Consider the following 17001-nt stretch of genomic DNA (forward strand, 5'->3'; position numbering starts at 1 on the left):
GCATGGCCGAGCTGACGACTATCGCCGCGCTTTTCATGAATTAGTGTAATGGCATATTAGGAGTTCTTGGGCAGGAGACGTGCTGGATGAAGTTTGCCTATTTCGTTCTCCCCCACATCGGCGGCACCTATGCCGTGTTCAAAAGCCTTCGTCGTGGCCTGGCCGAACAGGGGATCGATGTCGACTGGTTGGGCTGCTGCGATGAGCAAGCCATCCTGTCGCCGGTCCTTCAGGATGAGGCTGCATTCGGGCATTTACTGCGCCTGCCGACCGGGCTGACGGAGCAGGCCTGTGCCATGCGGATGGTGGATGCCATCCGGGCAGGCGGTTTCGACGGGGTCTTCATCAATGTCCTTGGCGACAGGCTGCAGACGAACATAGCCCGCTACCTGCCGGAACATATCCTGCGCGTCATGGTCGTCCACAACATCACGCCCGGCACTTATGCCGCTGCACGTTCGATCCGCGATTACGCCCATGCAACCGTCGGCGTTTCCGAACGATGCCGCGCCGATCTTGTCGAACGCTACGGGTTCGCTCCGGAGCGCACGTACACGATTGCGAATGCTGTCGACACGGCGCTTTTTGCCGGCGGCAGCCGCCCTGGAAGAGAGCCGGAGGCGAAACTGCGTCTGCTGTTTGTCGGTCGCATAGAGGATGCTTCCAAAGGTGTGCTCTGGCTTCGGGAAATCCTGGACTGCCTGCCGGACACGGTGGAGATGACCATTGTCGGCGATGGACCCGACATGGGTCGTCTCAAGCATCGCCTGTCGCGTAAACAGGTGACGTATCTGGGTGCCGTCGCGCCGCAGGCAATCCCGTCGATCATGCGGGAGCACGACGTTCTTGTCATGCCATCGCGGTTCGAAGGGCTGCCCATGACACTCATCGAGGCGATGGCGGCCGGCTGTGTTCCGGTGGCCTCGCGGATTCGCGGCGTGACAGACGGACTTGTCGAGGACGGCGCCTCTGGGGTTCTGTTTCCCGTCGGCAATTATACGGAGGCCGCAAACGCAATCCTGCGTCTTTGTCACGACCGCGGGCTTCTCGAACGCATGTCGTCCTCGGCTGCGGCGACCGTGCATCAGCGCTACAGCGTCGCGACAATGGCACGGGACTACCATCTGGTGATATCGGCGATCGCGATGAAGCCGCCGACGCTTGCCCCGCCTCTCGGCATCGACGAGTGGTCCGTGCCGGCAGGGCTGCGTCCTGGCTTGAGAACCTATGTGCCGCTTCCCATCAAGAACTGGCTGCGTGTCGTGCGGGAACGACTTTAGCGGCAAGGCACGGCGCCGCGGCGTTGCTGCCCCGGCGCTTGAGCCATGGTTTATCGGCGTCCCATCGTAGGGGTAGTTTCCGCCACACCCTATTCCGATGGTGGAGGGTACTACTCCCTTTGCCCGCATACCCTTCGGGGGCGAGGCTTTCTACGATCGTATCGGCCGACATGTCGGCTTCAATAAACCCTGATGCTTCATGGGGGGCGCCATGCCCGGATTCGTCATCGACGCTATCGCCACGTTCATTCTCAGTATCTCGCTGGTTGTTGTCCTGCGGCAGCTCACGATCACCTTTGGCCTGGTCGACCGTCCAGATGCCATCCGGAAACGCCACAAGGGCGTGGTTCCCCTATGCGGTGGAATGGCTGTGTTTGCGGCTTTCGCCCTGTCCAGCTTTGCCGGCCAGGAATGGCAGGTCTTGGGGCTCAATTTCTGGCTGGCCTTGCTGATCATCCTGTCGCTCGGAATTGTGGACGACCGACGACCGCTGCCGGCCGGCGGCCGGCTTCTGATGCAATTGGCAATGTCGGTGGCGCTGATTGGCGGCACAGATATCGAAGCCCTCTCCGTCGGCGCGCTTTTCTCCGCCAGCGCGCATCTTTTCCTGCCGCTGTTCTTCGTCGTTGGAGTTCTCTTCGTCACGGGGCTCGTCAATTCATGGAACATGGTTGACGGTGTGGACGGGCTTGCCGGAGGCACCGCGCTCGTCGCCATCGTCTGGCTCATGCTCGTGGCGAATTTCGCCGACATGACCGAGCTCGTTACGCCGCTGCTTGTGCTGGCGATGTCCGTGTGCGGTTTCCTGATCTTCAATATGCGAAGCCCCTGGCGTGTCCGCGCGAGCATTTTTCTCGGTGATGCGGGAAGTACGGCCCTGGGGGCAACGATCGCCTACATGATCATTCTGCTTTCGACGCAGAGCATCGCGGTGACCTTTCCGGCACTGTTGTGGGTCGTCATACTGCCCGTTACCGATACGCTCAGCCTGATCGCCCGGCGGTTGACGGCTGGGCGCAGTCCGATGTCCGCAGACCGTTGGCACCTGCACCATCTTTTGCTCGATTACGGCTTCAGTCCTGCGGCAACAACCAATGTACTGCTTGTCGCGTCAGCGATCTGCGGAGCGGTCGGCTATATCGGAATACGAAGCAGTATGAGCGGTGAGGTCATGGCGCTCGGTCTGCTCATCCCCATCAGCCTACACACGATATTCGTTCTCGTTGCCACCGGCGTCGCGTCGCGCCTCCTTCATCACCGTCGGGTCGTCCCTGTCCGCGGCATCGGCGCCTCGAACACGACGGGCTCCCTGCCGTTGAAAACCTACGGGCCAAGCGCCTCGGCATCGTTGCTGAAGGATGAATAGGTTCATGATGGGCAAGCGTGACGATCCTCAAGCCGAAATGACCAGACATTCCGGTGCAGGCTGGCGAACGGCATTGATCTCCGCATTGTTTGGGTTTCTTGCCGTCGTCGGCCTCGGGGCCTATGGAGCGGCGCTATTGCTCGCCGAAGTCCTGCTGGTAAAGCGTGACGACCCGGCCCAGGCTGATGTGATCGTCGTCCTTGGGGGCAATGGCCCGCCGCGCGCTGCGCGTGCAGCGGCGCTGTGGCGGCAGGGAAAGGCGCCCGCGATCATCGTCACGGGCCACGGCGACTGTGGGCATATCCGGGACATCCTGGTTTCAAAAGGTGTCCCGACATCCGTGATCACAACGGAATGCCGATCGTCCAGCACATGGGAGAATGCCAGCTTCTCGGAGCCGATCATTCGGCACATGAGCGTCACAAGGGCTATCCTGACTACAAGCTGGTTTCATTCGGGTCGTGCCGTCAAACGGTTCCGGTCACTCATGCCCGAGGTGGAATGGCTTTCGCTGCCGGCGGAACGCAGCATTTCCTACTGGAAGCTCGCGCACGATGCGGACGGTGTTCAGATCGTCAAGGAATATGCCAAGGTGGTTCTCTACGACCTTCGCGCCTATGTCTTCGGCGTCGGCTCGGCGCAGGCTGCCGTCATCCTTCCGATGCCTGGTGGTTTGCCGAAATGAATATGCTTCTGCTCTTCGGTCTTGTCGCCTGTACGCTGCTGCTGCTTGGATGGGGCTTGTTCAAACCGCAGAGAGTTTATGAGTTTCCTTTCCTGACCGGTGTCATCACCTTCGCCTTCATCCTGCCCCAGGTTCCCGCGCTGGCGACGGACAGGTTTCTGCCCGCAGGCGCCTTCTCCACCACGGCTGTGTTCATGCTCGCGTGCCTCTTCATGTGCTGGTGGGGATGGCGGGACCAGGCAAGACCGCTTTCGTTCCTGCGCATAGATTTCGACGAGACCCGCCTCCTGACCGTTGCAGCCTTACTGTCGCTTGCGGGTGCGTATTTCTATTTCAAACTCAGTCGTTTACCTGGCGATCTTACTATCGCGGTGCAGATGACCGGAGTTCCCGTCATCTATATCTTCTTCTCGCGGCTTTTAAGTTACGGTCTTGCGATCGCCGCCTTGTGTATCGTTCGGCGGTTTTCCTGGCCGGCCCTCATCCTCGTCATCTTCAATCTGTGCTTCTATCTGGACCGTATCGTGATTACCGGGAAACGGGCCGAGGCGATCGAGCTGGTGATGATCTTCGCCCTGGCCTTTTGGTTCTACTGGCGGTGGGCAATTCCGCGGACGCTTGTGCTTGGTGCCGTGATCCTCGGAACACTGTCGATGAACAGCATGGGCGATTACCGGGCCATCACCAAGGCGAACTCGGCCCCGGTGCTGGACGACATCATGCGCATCGACGTCGTCGAGAATTTTGAAAAGGTGTTGAGGGATGGCGGCGACGAGATGCGCAACGCCACGTTGCGGATTCACAAGACGGCGAATTCCCTGGAATTCGATTACGGCAAGTTCCATTGGAACCGTCTGATCTTCAACTTCGTGCCGGCGCAGCTCGTAGGTGTCGCGGTGAAGCAATCCCTCATGTTGCCCGTCCCTTCAAGGGGACGGGACTACAACCCGATACTGGGAACGACAGAAACGGGAATGGCGGATGCGTTCGAGTCCTTCTGGTATTTGGGGGCCTTCAAGTTCTTCGTTCTCGCTTATCTGGTTCGACGTATCTGGGTGACAGCCAATGAAGGGGAGTTCGCAGCGCAATTTGTTTATGTCCTGTCCATCATCCCTTCGATGCATGCCATCTCCCACCAAACCGATTGGGTTCTGATGGTGTGGGTGCATATGGCCATGTTCGCCCTGCCGGTGATGATGTTCGCCGTCATTCCCGCCAGCCTCGACCGTCGCCGCCACATGGTTCCCCTTCCCTCCGGCACAGGTGTCTAGCCGATGCTTTCCAGATACAAGGATCCCTCTTTCGACAATTCCACCGTTGACCTGCCGCGCTTTGGTGGTCCGACATTTGCGCTGCGTTTTCGTTTGAAGCGCCTGTGTTGGATGGTCGTGTGGTCCCTTCTTGCCGGCTGGACGCCGCCGCCCTTGCGCCGGTGGCGTATATTTCTGCTGCGCCTTTTCGGGGCCGACATTCATTCAACCGCGACTGTTCATGCAAGGGCGATCATCTGGTGGCCTGCACATCTGAAGATGGCGCGCTTCTCGTCCATGGGGCCGGGCGTGATCTGCTACAATATCGACACGATCACGATCGGCGAATTTGCCAGCGTGTCCCAGCGGTCGCATCTCTGCACGGGATCCCACGATATCGAGGATAGCGCGTTTCCGCTGGTGACAAGGCCGATTACCATCGAGGCCAATGCCTGGATTGCCGCAGAGGCGTTTGTCGGTCCGGGCGTTGTTGTCGGCGAAGGGGCCGTTCTCGCTGCCAGGGGGGTGGCGGCACGATCTCTCCTGCCCTGGACGGTTTATGCCGGCAATCCGGCAAAACCTGTCAGATCGCGAGGGCGCGACGCCGACGCTCGTCATGCGCTCAGGCGATAGCCGCGTATCGTCGCTCCGGCGATTGCCGGCCACGTGTAGTTTTCCATGACGAGCCTGCGTCCGTTGCGGCCCATCGACCGGGCGCGATCGGCACTTTCGAGCACCTCGTTGAGGGCGTTCGCCACTTCTGCGGGATCGACGCGGACTATAAGCCCCGCACCGGCACCACCCACTTCGGGAAAGTGGCACTGGTCGGTGATGACCACGGGCGTGCCGCAGGCCAGGGCCTCCGTGATCGCCATGCTGAAGCCCTCCTGGCGACTAGGCAGGCAAAAACAGGCTGCATCGACTATCGCCTCTATCTTGGCCGGACCGTGGATGGGGCCGATCATGTGAACCCTGTCTCGGATGCCCAGTTTCTCGACCCGAGCCATGAAGTCGCCCGCTGCACCGTCATCGGGGCCGGCGACGACGAGATCGACATCCGAATGCATCCCGCAGATCGCGGCGAAGGCCGTTGCCAGTATATCCGTACCTTTCTTGAAGTGCAGGCGGGAAAGAAAAAGGATATAGCGCCGGTCGGTGGCAAACGACATCTTCTGCTTGAAGCGTCCCGTTTGCGGAAGCGTTGCGAACTCTTCGGTGAACACGCCGTTCGGGATGATATGAGTCCGCGCCTTCAGCTCGAGTGGCGCGATGGCTGCCGCCTCGTCGTGATTGAGGATGTGAAGATAGGCGGCTTCATTCAGCATCCGCCCATAGCAAAGGCGAAGCGCTATCCTCTTTTTCAGGGATTTTTGCGCAAGGCTCCAGTGGTCGAGCATGCCGGCAGGGCAGACGCAGTAGGGAATTCCGGCAGTTCTTGCCAGTTTCGAGGCATGCACGAGAAACGGTTCCCAGACGCCGTGGATATGCATGAAGGAGGCCTCGCGTAGAACCTGGCGCACCATCCGTCTGCCGGCGAAACTGAAGAGCCGTTCCAATCGACCGGCATCCGGCAGCAGGTGCCAGTGGATGCGTGAGAAGTCCGGGATCGTTTCGCCGATGGCGCGGACCTGCCGTTCGATCTGCGGATTTCCGTAGCTGACGACATGAACCTCAAGACCGAGCCCTGCCTGGGCGGCGGCAATTCGCATGGCAACGGCTTGCAGCCCGCCCTTGTCGGGGTCGATGGACGCAATGATGTGGACGATCTTCATTAGGGTTCCGCCGGGGTTGCAATCAGGCGGCCGGGTTGCCCCTTGCCGCCCTGGCCAATCGGGTTCAGGGGAGGCAGGACCGAGAGCAAGCGCCTGCCATAGGCTTCGACCGTATAGTCGGCCGCGCGCTTCAGGGCATTGGCGGACATGAGGGCGCGCAGTCCGTCGTTGACGGCCAGTTGCTCCACCGCCTGCGCGATGGACTGAGCATCGCCGGCCGGCACGATGAAACCTTCGGCGCAGTTGCGCACGACGCTGCCGGTGTTTTCCGTGGTGATCACCGGCAGACCGGCAGCCAGTGCCTCGTAGACGACTGTCGCGGAGCCTTCGCACAACGACGGAAGCAGAAAGACGTCGGCCCAGCGGAACTGCTCTGCCATCTGACTGCGCGGTACCGGGCCTTTCAATTCCACCCAGCGGGATATATCGCGGCACACCTCCGGCGGCGGTGTAACGCGCCCCACCAGCCTGAACGCGGCCCTGTTGCCGACCAGTCTTGCGGCCTCGGCGACATAGGGCGAGCCCTTGCGGAGGCCGACTTCGCCGACGGTCAGCACCCTTAGCGGGCCGGGCATGCGCGTAGCACGATCGACGTTACAGATCGCGTCGACCCCGTAAGGCACGACAACGCATCGCTTCGCGTCGCCGCCTTGTGCGACCACATGCTTGCGGACGAACTCGGATGGACAAAGGATGAGGTCCGCCAGCGCCCACTCGGCCTTTTCGCGATCGGCGAAAATTTCAGCGTGGGGGTTTTTGCCGGCCGCACCCGACCATTGCGGAAAGCGCCGTCTCTCTCGTTCGACCAATTCTTCGACCACCGCGCGTGGCGCGATCATCTGCTCGACTACGGTCCACATTCCCTGTTGTTTTGCGGCGCATATCTGCTCGAGAGCGTCGCCGCTGAACACATAAAGGCCTGCCGCATCGTGAAAGCCGCTTCGGGCAACCATTTTCGAAAAGACCGAACCGGCCCAGACCGCATGGGATGTCTGTTCGACGACGTCCCTGGCGCGCATATGGCGTAATACTGACCGCAGGCCGAAGCCGGGAAAGACGGTGATCAGCTCCGTTGGAATGCCACCGGGGCGCCGCCCCGCAAGGCGCCTGACCGACGCGGGCGCCAAGCTGCGCGGAACCGCGTTGACAATGCGAGGCCAACCCTTTGTCGCACAGATATCCGTATAGAAATGCGCCAGCCTTTCCGCCGAGGCGAGGATCCGCGGCACGGCGTAATGCATGCGTGCACCAAGGTGACTGACGACGATCTTGCCGGTCATGCCGTCTCCTCCCGTGCCAATGGCTCTTTGCAGGCGCCTGGTTTGCAGTCGACACGCGGCTGGAGACGCGCAAGAAGCGAACACCATGCGTCGGCTGCCTTCTCGCGCGAGTATTCCGCACGTTGCAACTCCCGCGCAGAATGCCCCATGGAGGCGCATTCTGCGGGATGTTCCTGCATCCTCTCGATATAGGCAGCAAGCATTGCGTCCGAGCCGATCGGAACGCTTCTGCCGCACGCTTTCGAGGCAAGAATACGCGACACTTCTCCATCCGGGTCGCCAATGAAAATGGTTGGACGACCGGCGGCCATGATGCCGTAAAGCTTGCTCGGTATGATGCAGTGCTCCAGCTCCGGCAGAAGCGAGACCAGATGCACATCGGCCGCGCCCAGACTTTCGGCCAGATCCGCGACGGGCTGAAACGGCTTGAAGATAATATTGCAAAGCCCCAGTCTCGCCGCGATTTTCAACACCTGCGGATGCTGGTGGCCGGCGCCGATCATGAGGAATGTTATGTCGGGGCGATTGCGCAACCGCTTCGCCGCTTCGATGATCGTGAGGAATTCGTGGGCTCTGCCGAAATTTCCCGAGTAGCCGACGACGAATGCGCCTTTAAGGCCCCATCTTTCGCGCATCCGGTTCTGGCTGGCCGCGACGGGGTAGATCTCCTCGCCATCCGCCCAGAGATGCATCACGGTCAACTGCGCGTCGGGCACGCCCTGGCGAGCGAGATATTCAGCCATCTTGCCCGTCGGGCAGATCGTAATGCCGCGGGTGCGCAGCGACCAGTTTCGGATCTTGGCGAAGACCTGGCCAAGCGGCCTGAAACGCCTGAAAAAGCCAAGCTCGATGGCTGTTTCGGGAAAGAGATCCATGATCCAGTTGACCATCAGGGCGCCCTTGATCCGGATGGCGACGCTGCCTGTCACGGACAGAAGCGGCGGATCGGTGCAGACGACGACGATATCTGCCGCAGTTGCGTTGCGCAGCAGCCAGATGAACGCCAGCCAGTGGAACAGCAGGTAGTCTGCGGTTCGCCACAGAAGGTTTTGCCGCCCATGCCCGACACTCGCCAGTCGCCTGATCGTAACGCCGTTGACGATGTCGCTTGCCGGCAGTTCAGACCCGGAGCGGTCATGAACGCTTCGGCTTGCGACCGACACCACATCGTATCCGCGATCAGCCAGTGAAAAGGCAATCGAGGATACGATCCGCGCGGTTGCCGATTGATCGGGGAAGAAATAGCGGTTGACTAGAATGATCTTCATGATCGGCCCCGGACGTGCCTAATCGGCCCGTGAGCGCATCTTGACCGGCCACGAGCTGACGGCAAGCTGATCGAAGGGATTAGGGCGTAGGTTCGGTATGGCTGGAAACCTAGCCAAAAGGCTGTGGCCGATCGGACATCGGGACAGCCTCACCCACCGAATGGGGTTCGGGCGCCAATGGCTTGAAAGGTATGGGGCAGAGATTGGAAGCCGACGTGCCTCACAGCGGTTGGCGCTTGCCGACGATCTCCAGCAGGCCGACGAAGGACGCGGCGACGTGGGCGCGCATGCGGCTGGCTGCTTCATCGCCATCCTGCGCCAGAATGGCCTCGGCGATCGAGCGGTGCTCGATGCGTGAGGTCTGCACGCGCGAAAGCCTGGCCCGCAACTGCGCTGCGCGCCATGGTAGAGTGCGCAGGTTGAGGTCGGCGAGCGTTTCGAGAAGCACTCGGTTGTGCGATCCGGCATGGATCGCCTCATGGAAGCGAGCATTGGAAAGCGCGTAGTCGATCGTCTCATTCTCGCCCTCGGCAAGGATGACGATCAGTTCCTGCCGCTCTATCTCGCTCATCCGCATGGCAGCAAGCCTGGCGACCAGCGCCTCCATTTCGCCGACGGCTTCGAAAAGCCCATGCATTGCGGCCATATCCATCTGCCTCACGACGAAGGCACGGCGCGGACCGCGTTCGACGAGGCCGGTCACATTGAGGCGCTGCAGCGCTTCGCGGACCGGCGTGCGCGAGACGCCGAACTCTTCTCCGAGAGGCAATTCATTCAGCGCGTCGCCGGGCACGAGTTCGCCGGCAACGATCTTCTGTACGATCGCTGATTGTATGTGATCGGCCCAGCGTTCTGATGGCTGCATGTTTTTCACTTACCAGAACAATTTACGCTTGCACATGTATACATATCGACCTCATAGTGCACAAGGCGATCGGCAAAGGGGAACGCTGACCTAGATCCGAAAACGGACAGGCGGCACTGGATAGCCGACATCTCCGTCATGCTTGCAGCATGACCGTTTCCAACTCTCGGGAGGAGGAATGAAACAAAGGAGCTGTCTTGAAATGAAGAACGAATTTTTGACGAGTGCGGACCACCGCAGGATTCTCGAAGACCGCATAACTGCCCAGATCGGGCGCAGAACGCTTCTCAAGGGCCTAGGTGCCGGACTTGTCGCCGCAGCCGGCGCAAGCATGCTACCGGGCGAAACCATGGCGCAGCAATCGGGGCATATCCGTATTGCGGCGATCAAGCATATCGATACGCTCGACCCGCATTTCACCTTCTTCCTGTCTGCGGTTCAGATCATCAACAACATCCACAACGGCCTTCTGAAGGTTACCTATGACGGCGAGGCCGTGCGCTTCGAACCGGATCTTGCCGCGTCATGGGATCTGGAAGACGAAAAGACCCATCTCTTCAAGCTTCATCCGGACGTGAAGTTCCACGACGGCACGCCTTGCGATGCCGAGGCGGTCAAGTTCTCGCTTCTGCGCGTCAAGGAAGGCCAGCCCGCCTCACCGCACGCCTGGAAGCTCGAACTGCTTGAGACGATCGAGGTCGTCGATCCGCTGACCGTGCGTCTGCGCTTCTCCAAGCCCTACGCCTTCCTGCCCGTTGCGCTTACCGGCTCGACCGGCCGCGCCGGCACCATTGTCAGCCCTGCGGCGGCACAGAAATACGGCATGGACTACGGCCGCAATCCGGTCGGCACCGGGCCGTTCAAGTTCGTCAGCTGGAGGGACAACGACAGCATCGAGCTGGAAGCCAACCCGGACTATTTCGAAAAGGGCATGCCGAAACTTCAGCGCGCCTCTTTCATGCTGATCGACGAGCCGAGCACGGCGGTCGCCGCCCTCGTTTCGGGGCAGATCGATGGCATGACCGACTGCCCGATGCAGCTCGTCAACCAGGTGAAGAACATTCCGACCGTTTCGCTCTATGGCGAGATCGAGGGCAACTACACCTATGTCGGCATGAACAACCGCAAGGCGCCGTTCGACGACGTCAATCTGCGTCGGGCCGTCGCCTTCGCCATCGATCGCGACACGTTGGTCAAACAGGCCTATTTCGGCCTTGCCCAGCAGGCCTACAGCCCGATTTCGCCGCCGATGTCGGGCTATTACGATCCCAACATCGCCAACACCGATCGCGGCCATCGCTTCAATCTGGAACAGGCCAAGGAATTTCGCGCCAAGGCTACTAATCAGGGCGAGATCGAGGTCACCTATATCATGGCCGAACGCGGCCCGGTCGGCACGCGTGTCGCCCAGGTCGTCGCACCGATGCTCGCCCAGATCGGTATCAAGGTGAAACTCGAATTGCTCGAGCCGGCAGCCTGGGTCCAGCGCATGCGCGACGGCAATTTCGAGATGCTCGATTTCGACTGGGTCGCTGACCTCGACCCCGAGGAAACGATCTTCCCCGAGTTCAAGACCGGCGGTTCATGGAACTATTGGGGTTGGGCGAGCCCCGAATTCGACAGGCTGTGCACCGAAGCCTCGACCACGATCGACGTGCCTGCACGCGCAGCGCTCTATCACCAGGCAGAGGATATCCTGATGGATGAGGCGCCGGTCGCGATGCTGGCGCATATCCCCATCTACAAGGTCTTCTCCAAGAAGGTGCAGGGCTTCAACTACATCCCCTGCGACCTGGTCAACCTGCATGGCGTGAGCATCACCTGATGCTTGCACAGTCCGCCGCAAAGATCTTTCAGACTGCGGTCGTTCTGTTCATCGTCTCGATCGCCAGCTTCAGCTTGCTGAAGCTGGCACCGGGCGACCCGGTGGTGTTGATGCTGGGGTCAGAATTCTCGCAGGCAAGCTACGATTCGCTGCAGCGCGAGTTGGGGCTGGATCAGCCGTTCCTTGTTCAATACCTGACATGGCTCGGCAATTTCGTCATCGGTGACTGGGGGAACTCCTTTGTCAGCCGTGCCGATATCTTCAATTTCGTCGTCATGGAGGCATTGCCTGTCACCCTGACGCTGACCTTCTGTTCCATCGTCTTGGCGATTGCCGTCGGCGTTCCGCTCGGCGTCATCGCCGCTGTCCGCAAGGATACGATCTGGGACACGGCCATCGCCGTTTTCGCGCTCACCGGTTCGGCCTTCCCGTCCTTCTTCCTCGGCATCGTTCTGATCTGGTTCCTGGCGGTGCAATTCGGCCTCTTCCCGGTCATGGGCTTTGTCGCGCCGTGGGAGAACTTCTGGCTCGGCATGTATCACATGGTCCTGCCGGCGCTGACACTGTCGACCTATTTCATCGGCATGATCGTCCGCGTTACCCGCTCCTCGCTGATCGACGTGATGGACCAGCCCTTCATCGCCGCCGCCAAGGCACGCGGCGAGCCGCGCTGGCGGGTCGTCTGGGTGCATGGCGTGCGCAATATCGCCATGCCGGTCGTCACCATGATCGGCCTGCAGCTGGGTGGTATCCTACAGGGGGCGGTGCTGACCGAAACGGTCTTCTCGCTGCCGGGCATCGGGCAGATGCTGACGGATGCGGTGCTCGGGCGCGAATACACGCTCGTTCAGGCCGGCGTGATGCTGACGGCCACGCTCTTCATCGTCATCAACCTTCTGGTTGACCTCTCCTATCCGCTGCTTGATCCAAGATTGAGGCCGCGCTGATGACCATCAATGATACAACGACACCCATCGTCGCGCCGAAGATGAAGCGCTCGGGATCACTGCGGAAAAGCATGTTCCTGCGCCGGCCCTTCTTCACCATGGCTCTGGCGATCACGTTTGGCTTTGCCCTCTGCGCCGTTTTCGCGCCGCAGCTCGCACCATTCGATCCGGTGGCGCAATCGATCGAGGCGATGATGGCACCGCCCGGCGGCCTGCACCTCCTCGGTACCGACAGCTATGGGCAGGACATTCTGAGCCGGATCATCTACGGCACACGTTATGCGCTGCTGATCGGCCTCTGTTCCGTCGTGCTCGGAGCCATCGGCGGGCTCGTTCTTGGCGTTGCGGCCGGCCTTTCCTCCGGCAAGACCGAGTGGCTGCTGCTGCGCGTCATCGATTCCATCCTGGCACTCCCCTCGCTCATCCTCGCGGTGGCCTTCATCGCCATTCTCGGCCAGGGCGTCGACAAGGTCATCATTGCCGTTGCGCTGTCGCTGATCGGCCCGTTTGCGCGCACCGTCCGTTCCGATGTGTTGCAGGTGAAGGTCCAGCTTTTCGTCGAGGCCGCCGGCCTGATGAGCATTCCGCGCCTGACGGTGGTTCTGCGCCACATCCTGCCCAACGTGCTCTTTCCGCTTCTGGTACAGGTTACGGTCAGGATCTCCGAAGCCATTCTCGTCTCCTCCTCCCTCTCCTTCCTCGGCATCGGCGTTACTCCGCCGACACCCGATTGGGGGTTGATGATTGCCGAAGGCAGAAGTTTCGTCAGCTTTGCTGCCTGGATGTCCGGCATGCCGGGATTGGCGCTGGCGCTGCTCCTGATCGCGCTATCGATCGTCGGCGATGCGGTGCGTGAGGAATTCGATCCGAAGCTGAGGACAAGCCGATGAATGCGCCTCTCTTGAATGTTCAGGGTCTGACGCTGCACCGAGGCACGAAACGTATCCTCGACGACGTATCGCTGACCATCGGCCGAGGCGAGACCGTCGCGCTCGTCGGGGAGAGCGGTGCGGGCAAATCCACCATCGCCGTCGCCCTCATGGGCCTGATCGACAAGGGTGACGCGACGATCGAGGGGGAAGCCCGGTTCGACGGTAGCGACAATCTCGTCGATCTCACCGAAAAGCAGTGGGCGAAGCTGCGCGGAAAACGCCTCTCCATGGTGTTTCAGGATGCCGGCTCCGCCCTCAACCCGTGCTATACGGTGGGAAGCCAGCTTGCCTCCGTGCTGCGCCGCAATCTCGGCCTTTCCCGGCGGGCAGCCAATACGAGAGCCGTCGAGCTGCTCGAAGACGTCGGTATCAACGATGCGGCGGCGCGCATGTCGGCCTATCCGCACCAGCTTTCCGGCGGCATGCAGCAGCGTGTGATGGTGGCGATAGCACTGGCCTGCAATCCCGACCTTCTGTTCGCCGACGAGCCGACTTCGGCGCTCGATGTCACCATCCAGGCGCAGATCATCCGCCTGATCCTCGACCAGACGAAGACGCGCGGCGCGAGCTGTATCTTCGTGCTCCACGACCTGGCGCTCGCCAGCCAGTCCTGCGACCGGATCGTGGTTCTATATGCCGGCCAGGTGATGGAGGCGGGACGCTGCGATGTGGTGCTGCAAAAGCCGTTGCACCCTTATACGCGGCTTTTGAAATCCTGCGTCGTGGAGATCGGCACCGAGGAACTCGATCCGCCGGAAGGCAGTGTGCCGCCTTACGAAGCGATGCCCGCCGGGTGTCGTTTCTCAACCCGCTGTCCGAAAGCCGACGGGCGCTGCGTTTCCGAACGCCCGCCGCTTGTCGAAACGCAAGGACGTGCGCTTGCATGCTGGAATCCCGAATGAACGCCATGATCGATCCGGCAAAGGAAAAGCAAACCACCGAGGGCAACGCGCTTTTCGAGCTTCTCGACGTCGAGAAGGTCTATGAGGTGACCAAGTCCGAGGGGTTCCTGAAGCGCAGCCGGCGCAAGCTGGCGGCCCTCGATGGCGTGCGGTTGCGTATCGAACAGGGCACCAGCATGGCGCTCGTCGGCGAAAGCGGTTCGGGAAAATCCACGCTTCTGCGCGTATTGCTCGGCCTGACCGAGCCGACCCAGGGACTGGCGCTTTATCGTGGCCGCGCGGTCGACAAGATGCGCGCCGCTGGTCCCGACTTCGCCCGTGAGGTGGCGATGGTCTATCAGGATGCGCGCGGATCGCTCAATCCGCGCATGACCGTCGGGCAGCTGCTCGCCGAGCCGCTTCGCCACTTCGGCATCTGCCCGCACGCGGAGATACAGGAACGGATCGGGTCGCTTCTGGCCCGCGTCGGTCTTGCCGCCGATGTTGCGGGACGCTACCCGGCCGCCATGTCCGGCGGGCAGATCCGCCGCGTGGCGATTGCCCGTGCGCTGGCGTCAAACCCGACAGTTCTGGTTGCCGACGAGGCCGTCTCCGGTCTCGACGTCTCGACCCAGGCGCAGCTTCTCAACCTTCTGCGCAGGCTTCAGAAGGAGATGGGGTTGACCCTGATCTTCATCACCCATGATCTTGGGGTGGCGAGCTATCTCTGCGAGGAAATCGCCATCATGTATCTCGGCCGGATCGTCGAGACGGGCCCGACACAGGCGGTCCTCGACAACCCGGCGCATCCCTATTCGAAGGCGTTGCGCCACTCGGCGCCGGAATTCTTCGAACCGATCTCGGACCCGCTTCCGGGCGAAATTCCAAGCCCGCTCGATCTTCCGCCCGGCTGCCGATTTTCCGGTCGCTGCACGGTTGCACAATCCGACTGTCTGGCCAATGATCCTGCCCTGACGCGGCAAGGTCAGGACCGGGCCGTCGCCTGCTACCACCCATTTGCAATGTCAAACATATCGCCTGAAGGCTCCAAGGAACGGCATGTCACATTTTGATTTCTTCTCCGGCAAGCGCCCGTCGACGCTCTCCACCGAAGCCATGATCGCTACCTCGCACCCTCTATCTACTGCGGCGGGCCTGGAAATCCTGCAGGATGGCGGTAATGCCGTCGATGCGGCGATTGCCGCCGTCGCTGTCCAGTGCGTCGTCGATCCCTTGATGACCGGCATCGGCGGTGACTGCTTCGCGCTTTACGCGCCAGCCGGTGAAAAGGTGAAGGCGCTCAATGGTTCCGGTCGCGCGCCGGCTGCGATCAGCGTCAAGGCGCTTGCAGAGCTCGGCCTTGTTGGCGAAATCCCGCAGGCCAGCCCGCATGCGATCACGGTGCCGGGTGCGATTTCGGCCTGGTGCCTTCTCCATTCCGACCATGGATCGCTGCCGCTCGAACGGTTGTTCATGCGAGCCATCGGCTATGCCCGCAACGGCTTCGTCGTCACTCCGCGCGTCGCCTTCGACTGGGCCAATCATCAGCAAAGCGTCGCCGGCGACATGCATTCCGCCGCCGTGTTTCTGCCGGGCGGCAAGGCGCCGGTCGCGGGCGAAATCATCAGGCAGCCGCTGCTCGCCGACCGTCTGGAAGAGGTGGCGTCTAAGGGAGCGGCAGGGTTCTACGAAGGCGAGACCGCGGGGAAGATGGTCGCGCATCTCAATTCGCTTGGTGGCCTGCACACGGCTGAAGACTTTGCCGCCGGCAAGGACGGTGCGAACTGGGTAGAGCCGGTCAGCGCGAGCTACCGTGGCTATGACGTCCATGAATGCCCGCCCAACGGCCAGGGCCTTGCAGCGCTTCTGATCCTCAAGATCATCGAGGGGTTCGATATCGCGGCCATGGACGACGCCGACCGCATCCACCTGCATGCGGAAGCGACCAAGATCGCCTATCACCACCGCGATGCGCTGATCGCCGATCCGGATCATTGCCCGGACGTCGCCGAAAAGCTGCTCTCCGACGAGGTGATCTCGACGCTGCGCGCCCGGATCGACATGAAAAAGGCCTTGCCACCCGTTCTCTGGGATGAGCCGGAGCACAAGGATACGATCTATCTCTGCGTCGTCGATGCGCAGGGGAATGCGATCTCCTTCATCAACTCGATCTTCCACCCGTTCGGCTCGACCCGGCTCGATCCGGCAACCGGCGTCCTTTTCCACAGCCGCGGCGCGTCGTTCCGGCTGATCGAAGGACATCCGAACGCGATCGGTCCGATGAAGCGCCCGATGCACACGATCATTCCCGGTATGGTGACCAAGGATGGCGAAACACTGATGCCGTTCGGCGTGATGGGCGGCCATTATCAGGCCGCCGGCCACGCCGCCTTCCTGTCCGGCGTCATCGACTTCGGTCTCGGCCTGCAGGAATCCATGGACGTGCCGCGCAGTTTCGGCTTCGGCGGCGTGCTGGAAGTCGAGCCGACGATCGCGCCGGAAGTGCGGGCCGACCTTGTGGCGCGCGGCCATGTCCTCAAGGTGGTCACCAGCCCGATCGGCGGCAGCCAGGCCATCCGCATCGCGCAGGGCGTGCTTGAAGGCGGCTCCGATAGCCGCAAGGACGGTATGGCATTGGGCTTTTAAGCCC

At 61.4% G+C, this 17001-nt stretch carries 15 protein-coding genes; 11 read left to right on the forward strand and 4 right to left on the reverse strand.

Features of this window, described 5'->3' with window-relative positions:
• The first annotated feature begins 86 nt into the window (after positions 1-86).
• The 5 genes from AC0JZ4_RS23200 (at position 87) to AC0JZ4_RS23220 (ending at position 5214) form a co-directional block, all read left to right on the forward strand.
• Positions 87-1280: a glycosyltransferase family 4 protein gene (locus AC0JZ4_RS23200; protein ID WP_471888826.1), complete on the forward strand. Its 1194-nt coding sequence runs from the start codon at positions 87-89 to the stop codon at positions 1278-1280.
• Between the two features lie 211 nt (positions 1281-1491).
• Complete coding sequence (locus AC0JZ4_RS23205; RefSeq protein WP_471888827.1) at positions 1492-2646, forward strand: MraY family glycosyltransferase; 1155 nt, start codon at positions 1492-1494, stop codon at positions 2644-2646.
• Between the two features lie 4 nt (positions 2647-2650).
• Positions 2651-3331, forward strand: coding sequence for a YdcF family protein (locus tag AC0JZ4_RS23210; RefSeq protein WP_471888828.1), 681 nt, complete (start codon positions 2651-2653; stop codon positions 3329-3331).
• Positions 3328-4602, forward strand: a complete 1275-nt coding sequence (locus AC0JZ4_RS23215) for a hypothetical protein (RefSeq protein ID WP_471888829.1) — start codon at positions 3328-3330, stop codon at positions 4600-4602. Before AC0JZ4_RS23210 ends, AC0JZ4_RS23215 begins: the two co-directional genes overlap by 4 nt.
• A 3-nt stretch (positions 4603-4605) precedes the next feature.
• Positions 4606-5214: an LbetaH domain-containing protein gene (locus AC0JZ4_RS23220; RefSeq protein ID WP_471888830.1), complete on the forward strand. Its 609-nt coding sequence runs from the start codon at positions 4606-4608 to the stop codon at positions 5212-5214.
• Here AC0JZ4_RS23220 and AC0JZ4_RS23225 read toward each other — a convergent pair.
• From AC0JZ4_RS23225 to AC0JZ4_RS23240, 4 genes are all read right to left on the reverse strand, one after another.
• The gene (locus AC0JZ4_RS23225; protein WP_471888831.1) at positions 5196-6353 is read right to left on the reverse strand and encodes a glycosyltransferase; all 1158 of its coding nucleotides are present in this window, start codon (positions 6351-6353) and stop codon (positions 5196-5198) included. The genes AC0JZ4_RS23220 and AC0JZ4_RS23225 overlap by 19 nt on opposite strands.
• On the reverse strand, positions 6353-7633 hold the full coding sequence (locus tag AC0JZ4_RS23230) for a glycosyltransferase family 4 protein (RefSeq protein ID WP_471888832.1): 1281 nt from the start codon (positions 7631-7633) through the stop codon (positions 6353-6355). Before AC0JZ4_RS23230 ends, AC0JZ4_RS23225 begins: the two co-directional genes overlap by 1 nt.
• Positions 7630-8901, reverse strand: a complete 1272-nt coding sequence (locus AC0JZ4_RS23235; RefSeq protein WP_471888833.1) for a glycosyltransferase family 4 protein — start codon at positions 8899-8901, stop codon at positions 7630-7632. The genes AC0JZ4_RS23230 and AC0JZ4_RS23235 overlap by 4 nt, the downstream gene beginning before the upstream one ends.
• A 220-nt stretch (positions 8902-9121) precedes the next feature.
• The gene (locus AC0JZ4_RS23240) at positions 9122-9766 is read right to left on the reverse strand and encodes a GntR family transcriptional regulator (protein WP_471888834.1); all 645 of its coding nucleotides are present in this window, start codon (positions 9764-9766) and stop codon (positions 9122-9124) included.
• Positions 9767-9968: 202 nt separating this feature from the next.
• On the opposite strand from AC0JZ4_RS23240, the gene AC0JZ4_RS23245 reads away from it, so the two are divergent.
• Genes AC0JZ4_RS23245 through AC0JZ4_RS23270 form a run of 6 tightly spaced genes read left to right on the forward strand, consistent with a single transcriptional unit; the run spans position 9969 to position 16997 of the window.
• Complete coding sequence (locus AC0JZ4_RS23245) at positions 9969-11591, forward strand: ABC transporter substrate-binding protein (protein ID WP_471888835.1); 1623 nt, start codon at positions 9969-9971, stop codon at positions 11589-11591.
• Complete coding sequence (locus tag AC0JZ4_RS23250; RefSeq protein ID WP_471888836.1) at positions 11591-12538, forward strand: ABC transporter permease; 948 nt, start codon at positions 11591-11593, stop codon at positions 12536-12538. The genes AC0JZ4_RS23245 and AC0JZ4_RS23250 overlap by 1 nt, the downstream gene beginning before the upstream one ends.
• Entirely contained in the window at positions 12538-13428 is an 891-nt protein-coding gene (locus tag AC0JZ4_RS23255; protein WP_471888837.1) for an ABC transporter permease, read from the forward strand. The genes AC0JZ4_RS23250 and AC0JZ4_RS23255 overlap by 1 nt, the downstream gene beginning before the upstream one ends.
• On the forward strand, positions 13425-14372 hold the full coding sequence (locus AC0JZ4_RS23260; RefSeq protein ID WP_471888838.1) for an ABC transporter ATP-binding protein: 948 nt from the start codon (positions 13425-13427) through the stop codon (positions 14370-14372). Before AC0JZ4_RS23255 ends, AC0JZ4_RS23260 begins: the two co-directional genes overlap by 4 nt.
• Positions 14369-15424, forward strand: a complete 1056-nt coding sequence (locus AC0JZ4_RS23265) for an oligopeptide/dipeptide ABC transporter ATP-binding protein (RefSeq protein ID WP_471888839.1) — start codon at positions 14369-14371, stop codon at positions 15422-15424. The genes AC0JZ4_RS23260 and AC0JZ4_RS23265 overlap by 4 nt, the downstream gene beginning before the upstream one ends.
• Complete coding sequence (locus tag AC0JZ4_RS23270; RefSeq protein ID WP_471888840.1) at positions 15411-16997, forward strand: gamma-glutamyltransferase family protein; 1587 nt, start codon at positions 15411-15413, stop codon at positions 16995-16997. The genes AC0JZ4_RS23265 and AC0JZ4_RS23270 overlap by 14 nt, the downstream gene beginning before the upstream one ends.
• Positions 16998-17001: the final 4 nt, after the last annotated feature.

This window comes from [Rhizobium] kunmingense (genome assembly GCF_977018605.1).

Excerpts from the sequence above, each read along its gene's own strand:
- AC0JZ4_RS23250 (WP_471888836.1), top strand. The coding sequence starts at position 11,591 with ATGCTTGCACAGTCCGCCGCAAAGATCTTTCAGACTGCGGTCGTTCTG.
- AC0JZ4_RS23270 (WP_471888840.1), top strand. The coding sequence starts at position 15,411 with ATGTCACATTTTGATTTCTTCTCCGGCAAGCGCCCGTCGACGCTCTCC.
- AC0JZ4_RS23205 (WP_471888827.1), top strand. The coding sequence starts at position 1,492 with ATGCCCGGATTCGTCATCGACGCTATCGCCACGTTCATTCTCAGTATC.
- AC0JZ4_RS23215 (WP_471888829.1), top strand. The coding sequence starts at position 3,328 with ATGAATATGCTTCTGCTCTTCGGTCTTGTCGCCTGTACGCTGCTGCTG.
- AC0JZ4_RS23255 (WP_471888837.1), top strand. The coding sequence starts at position 12,538 with ATGACCATCAATGATACAACGACACCCATCGTCGCGCCGAAGATGAAG.
- AC0JZ4_RS23235 (WP_471888833.1), bottom strand. The coding sequence starts at position 8,901 with ATGAAGATCATTCTAGTCAACCGCTATTTCTTCCCCGATCAATCGGCA.
- AC0JZ4_RS23265 (WP_471888839.1), top strand. The coding sequence starts at position 14,369 with ATGAACGCCATGATCGATCCGGCAAAGGAAAAGCAAACCACCGAGGGC.
- AC0JZ4_RS23240 (WP_471888834.1), bottom strand. The coding sequence starts at position 9,766 with ATGCAGCCATCAGAACGCTGGGCCGATCACATACAATCAGCGATCGTA.
- AC0JZ4_RS23225 (WP_471888831.1), bottom strand. The coding sequence starts at position 6,353 with ATGAAGATCGTCCACATCATTGCGTCCATCGACCCCGACAAGGGCGGG.
- AC0JZ4_RS23245 (WP_471888835.1), top strand. The coding sequence starts at position 9,969 with ATGAAGAACGAATTTTTGACGAGTGCGGACCACCGCAGGATTCTCGAA.
- AC0JZ4_RS23210 (WP_471888828.1), top strand. The coding sequence starts at position 2,651 with ATGATGGGCAAGCGTGACGATCCTCAAGCCGAAATGACCAGACATTCC.
- AC0JZ4_RS23220 (WP_471888830.1), top strand. The coding sequence starts at position 4,606 with ATGCTTTCCAGATACAAGGATCCCTCTTTCGACAATTCCACCGTTGAC.
- AC0JZ4_RS23230 (WP_471888832.1), bottom strand. The coding sequence starts at position 7,633 with ATGACCGGCAAGATCGTCGTCAGTCACCTTGGTGCACGCATGCATTAC.
- AC0JZ4_RS23200 (WP_471888826.1), top strand. The coding sequence starts at position 87 with ATGAAGTTTGCCTATTTCGTTCTCCCCCACATCGGCGGCACCTATGCC.
- AC0JZ4_RS23260 (WP_471888838.1), top strand. The coding sequence starts at position 13,425 with ATGAATGCGCCTCTCTTGAATGTTCAGGGTCTGACGCTGCACCGAGGC.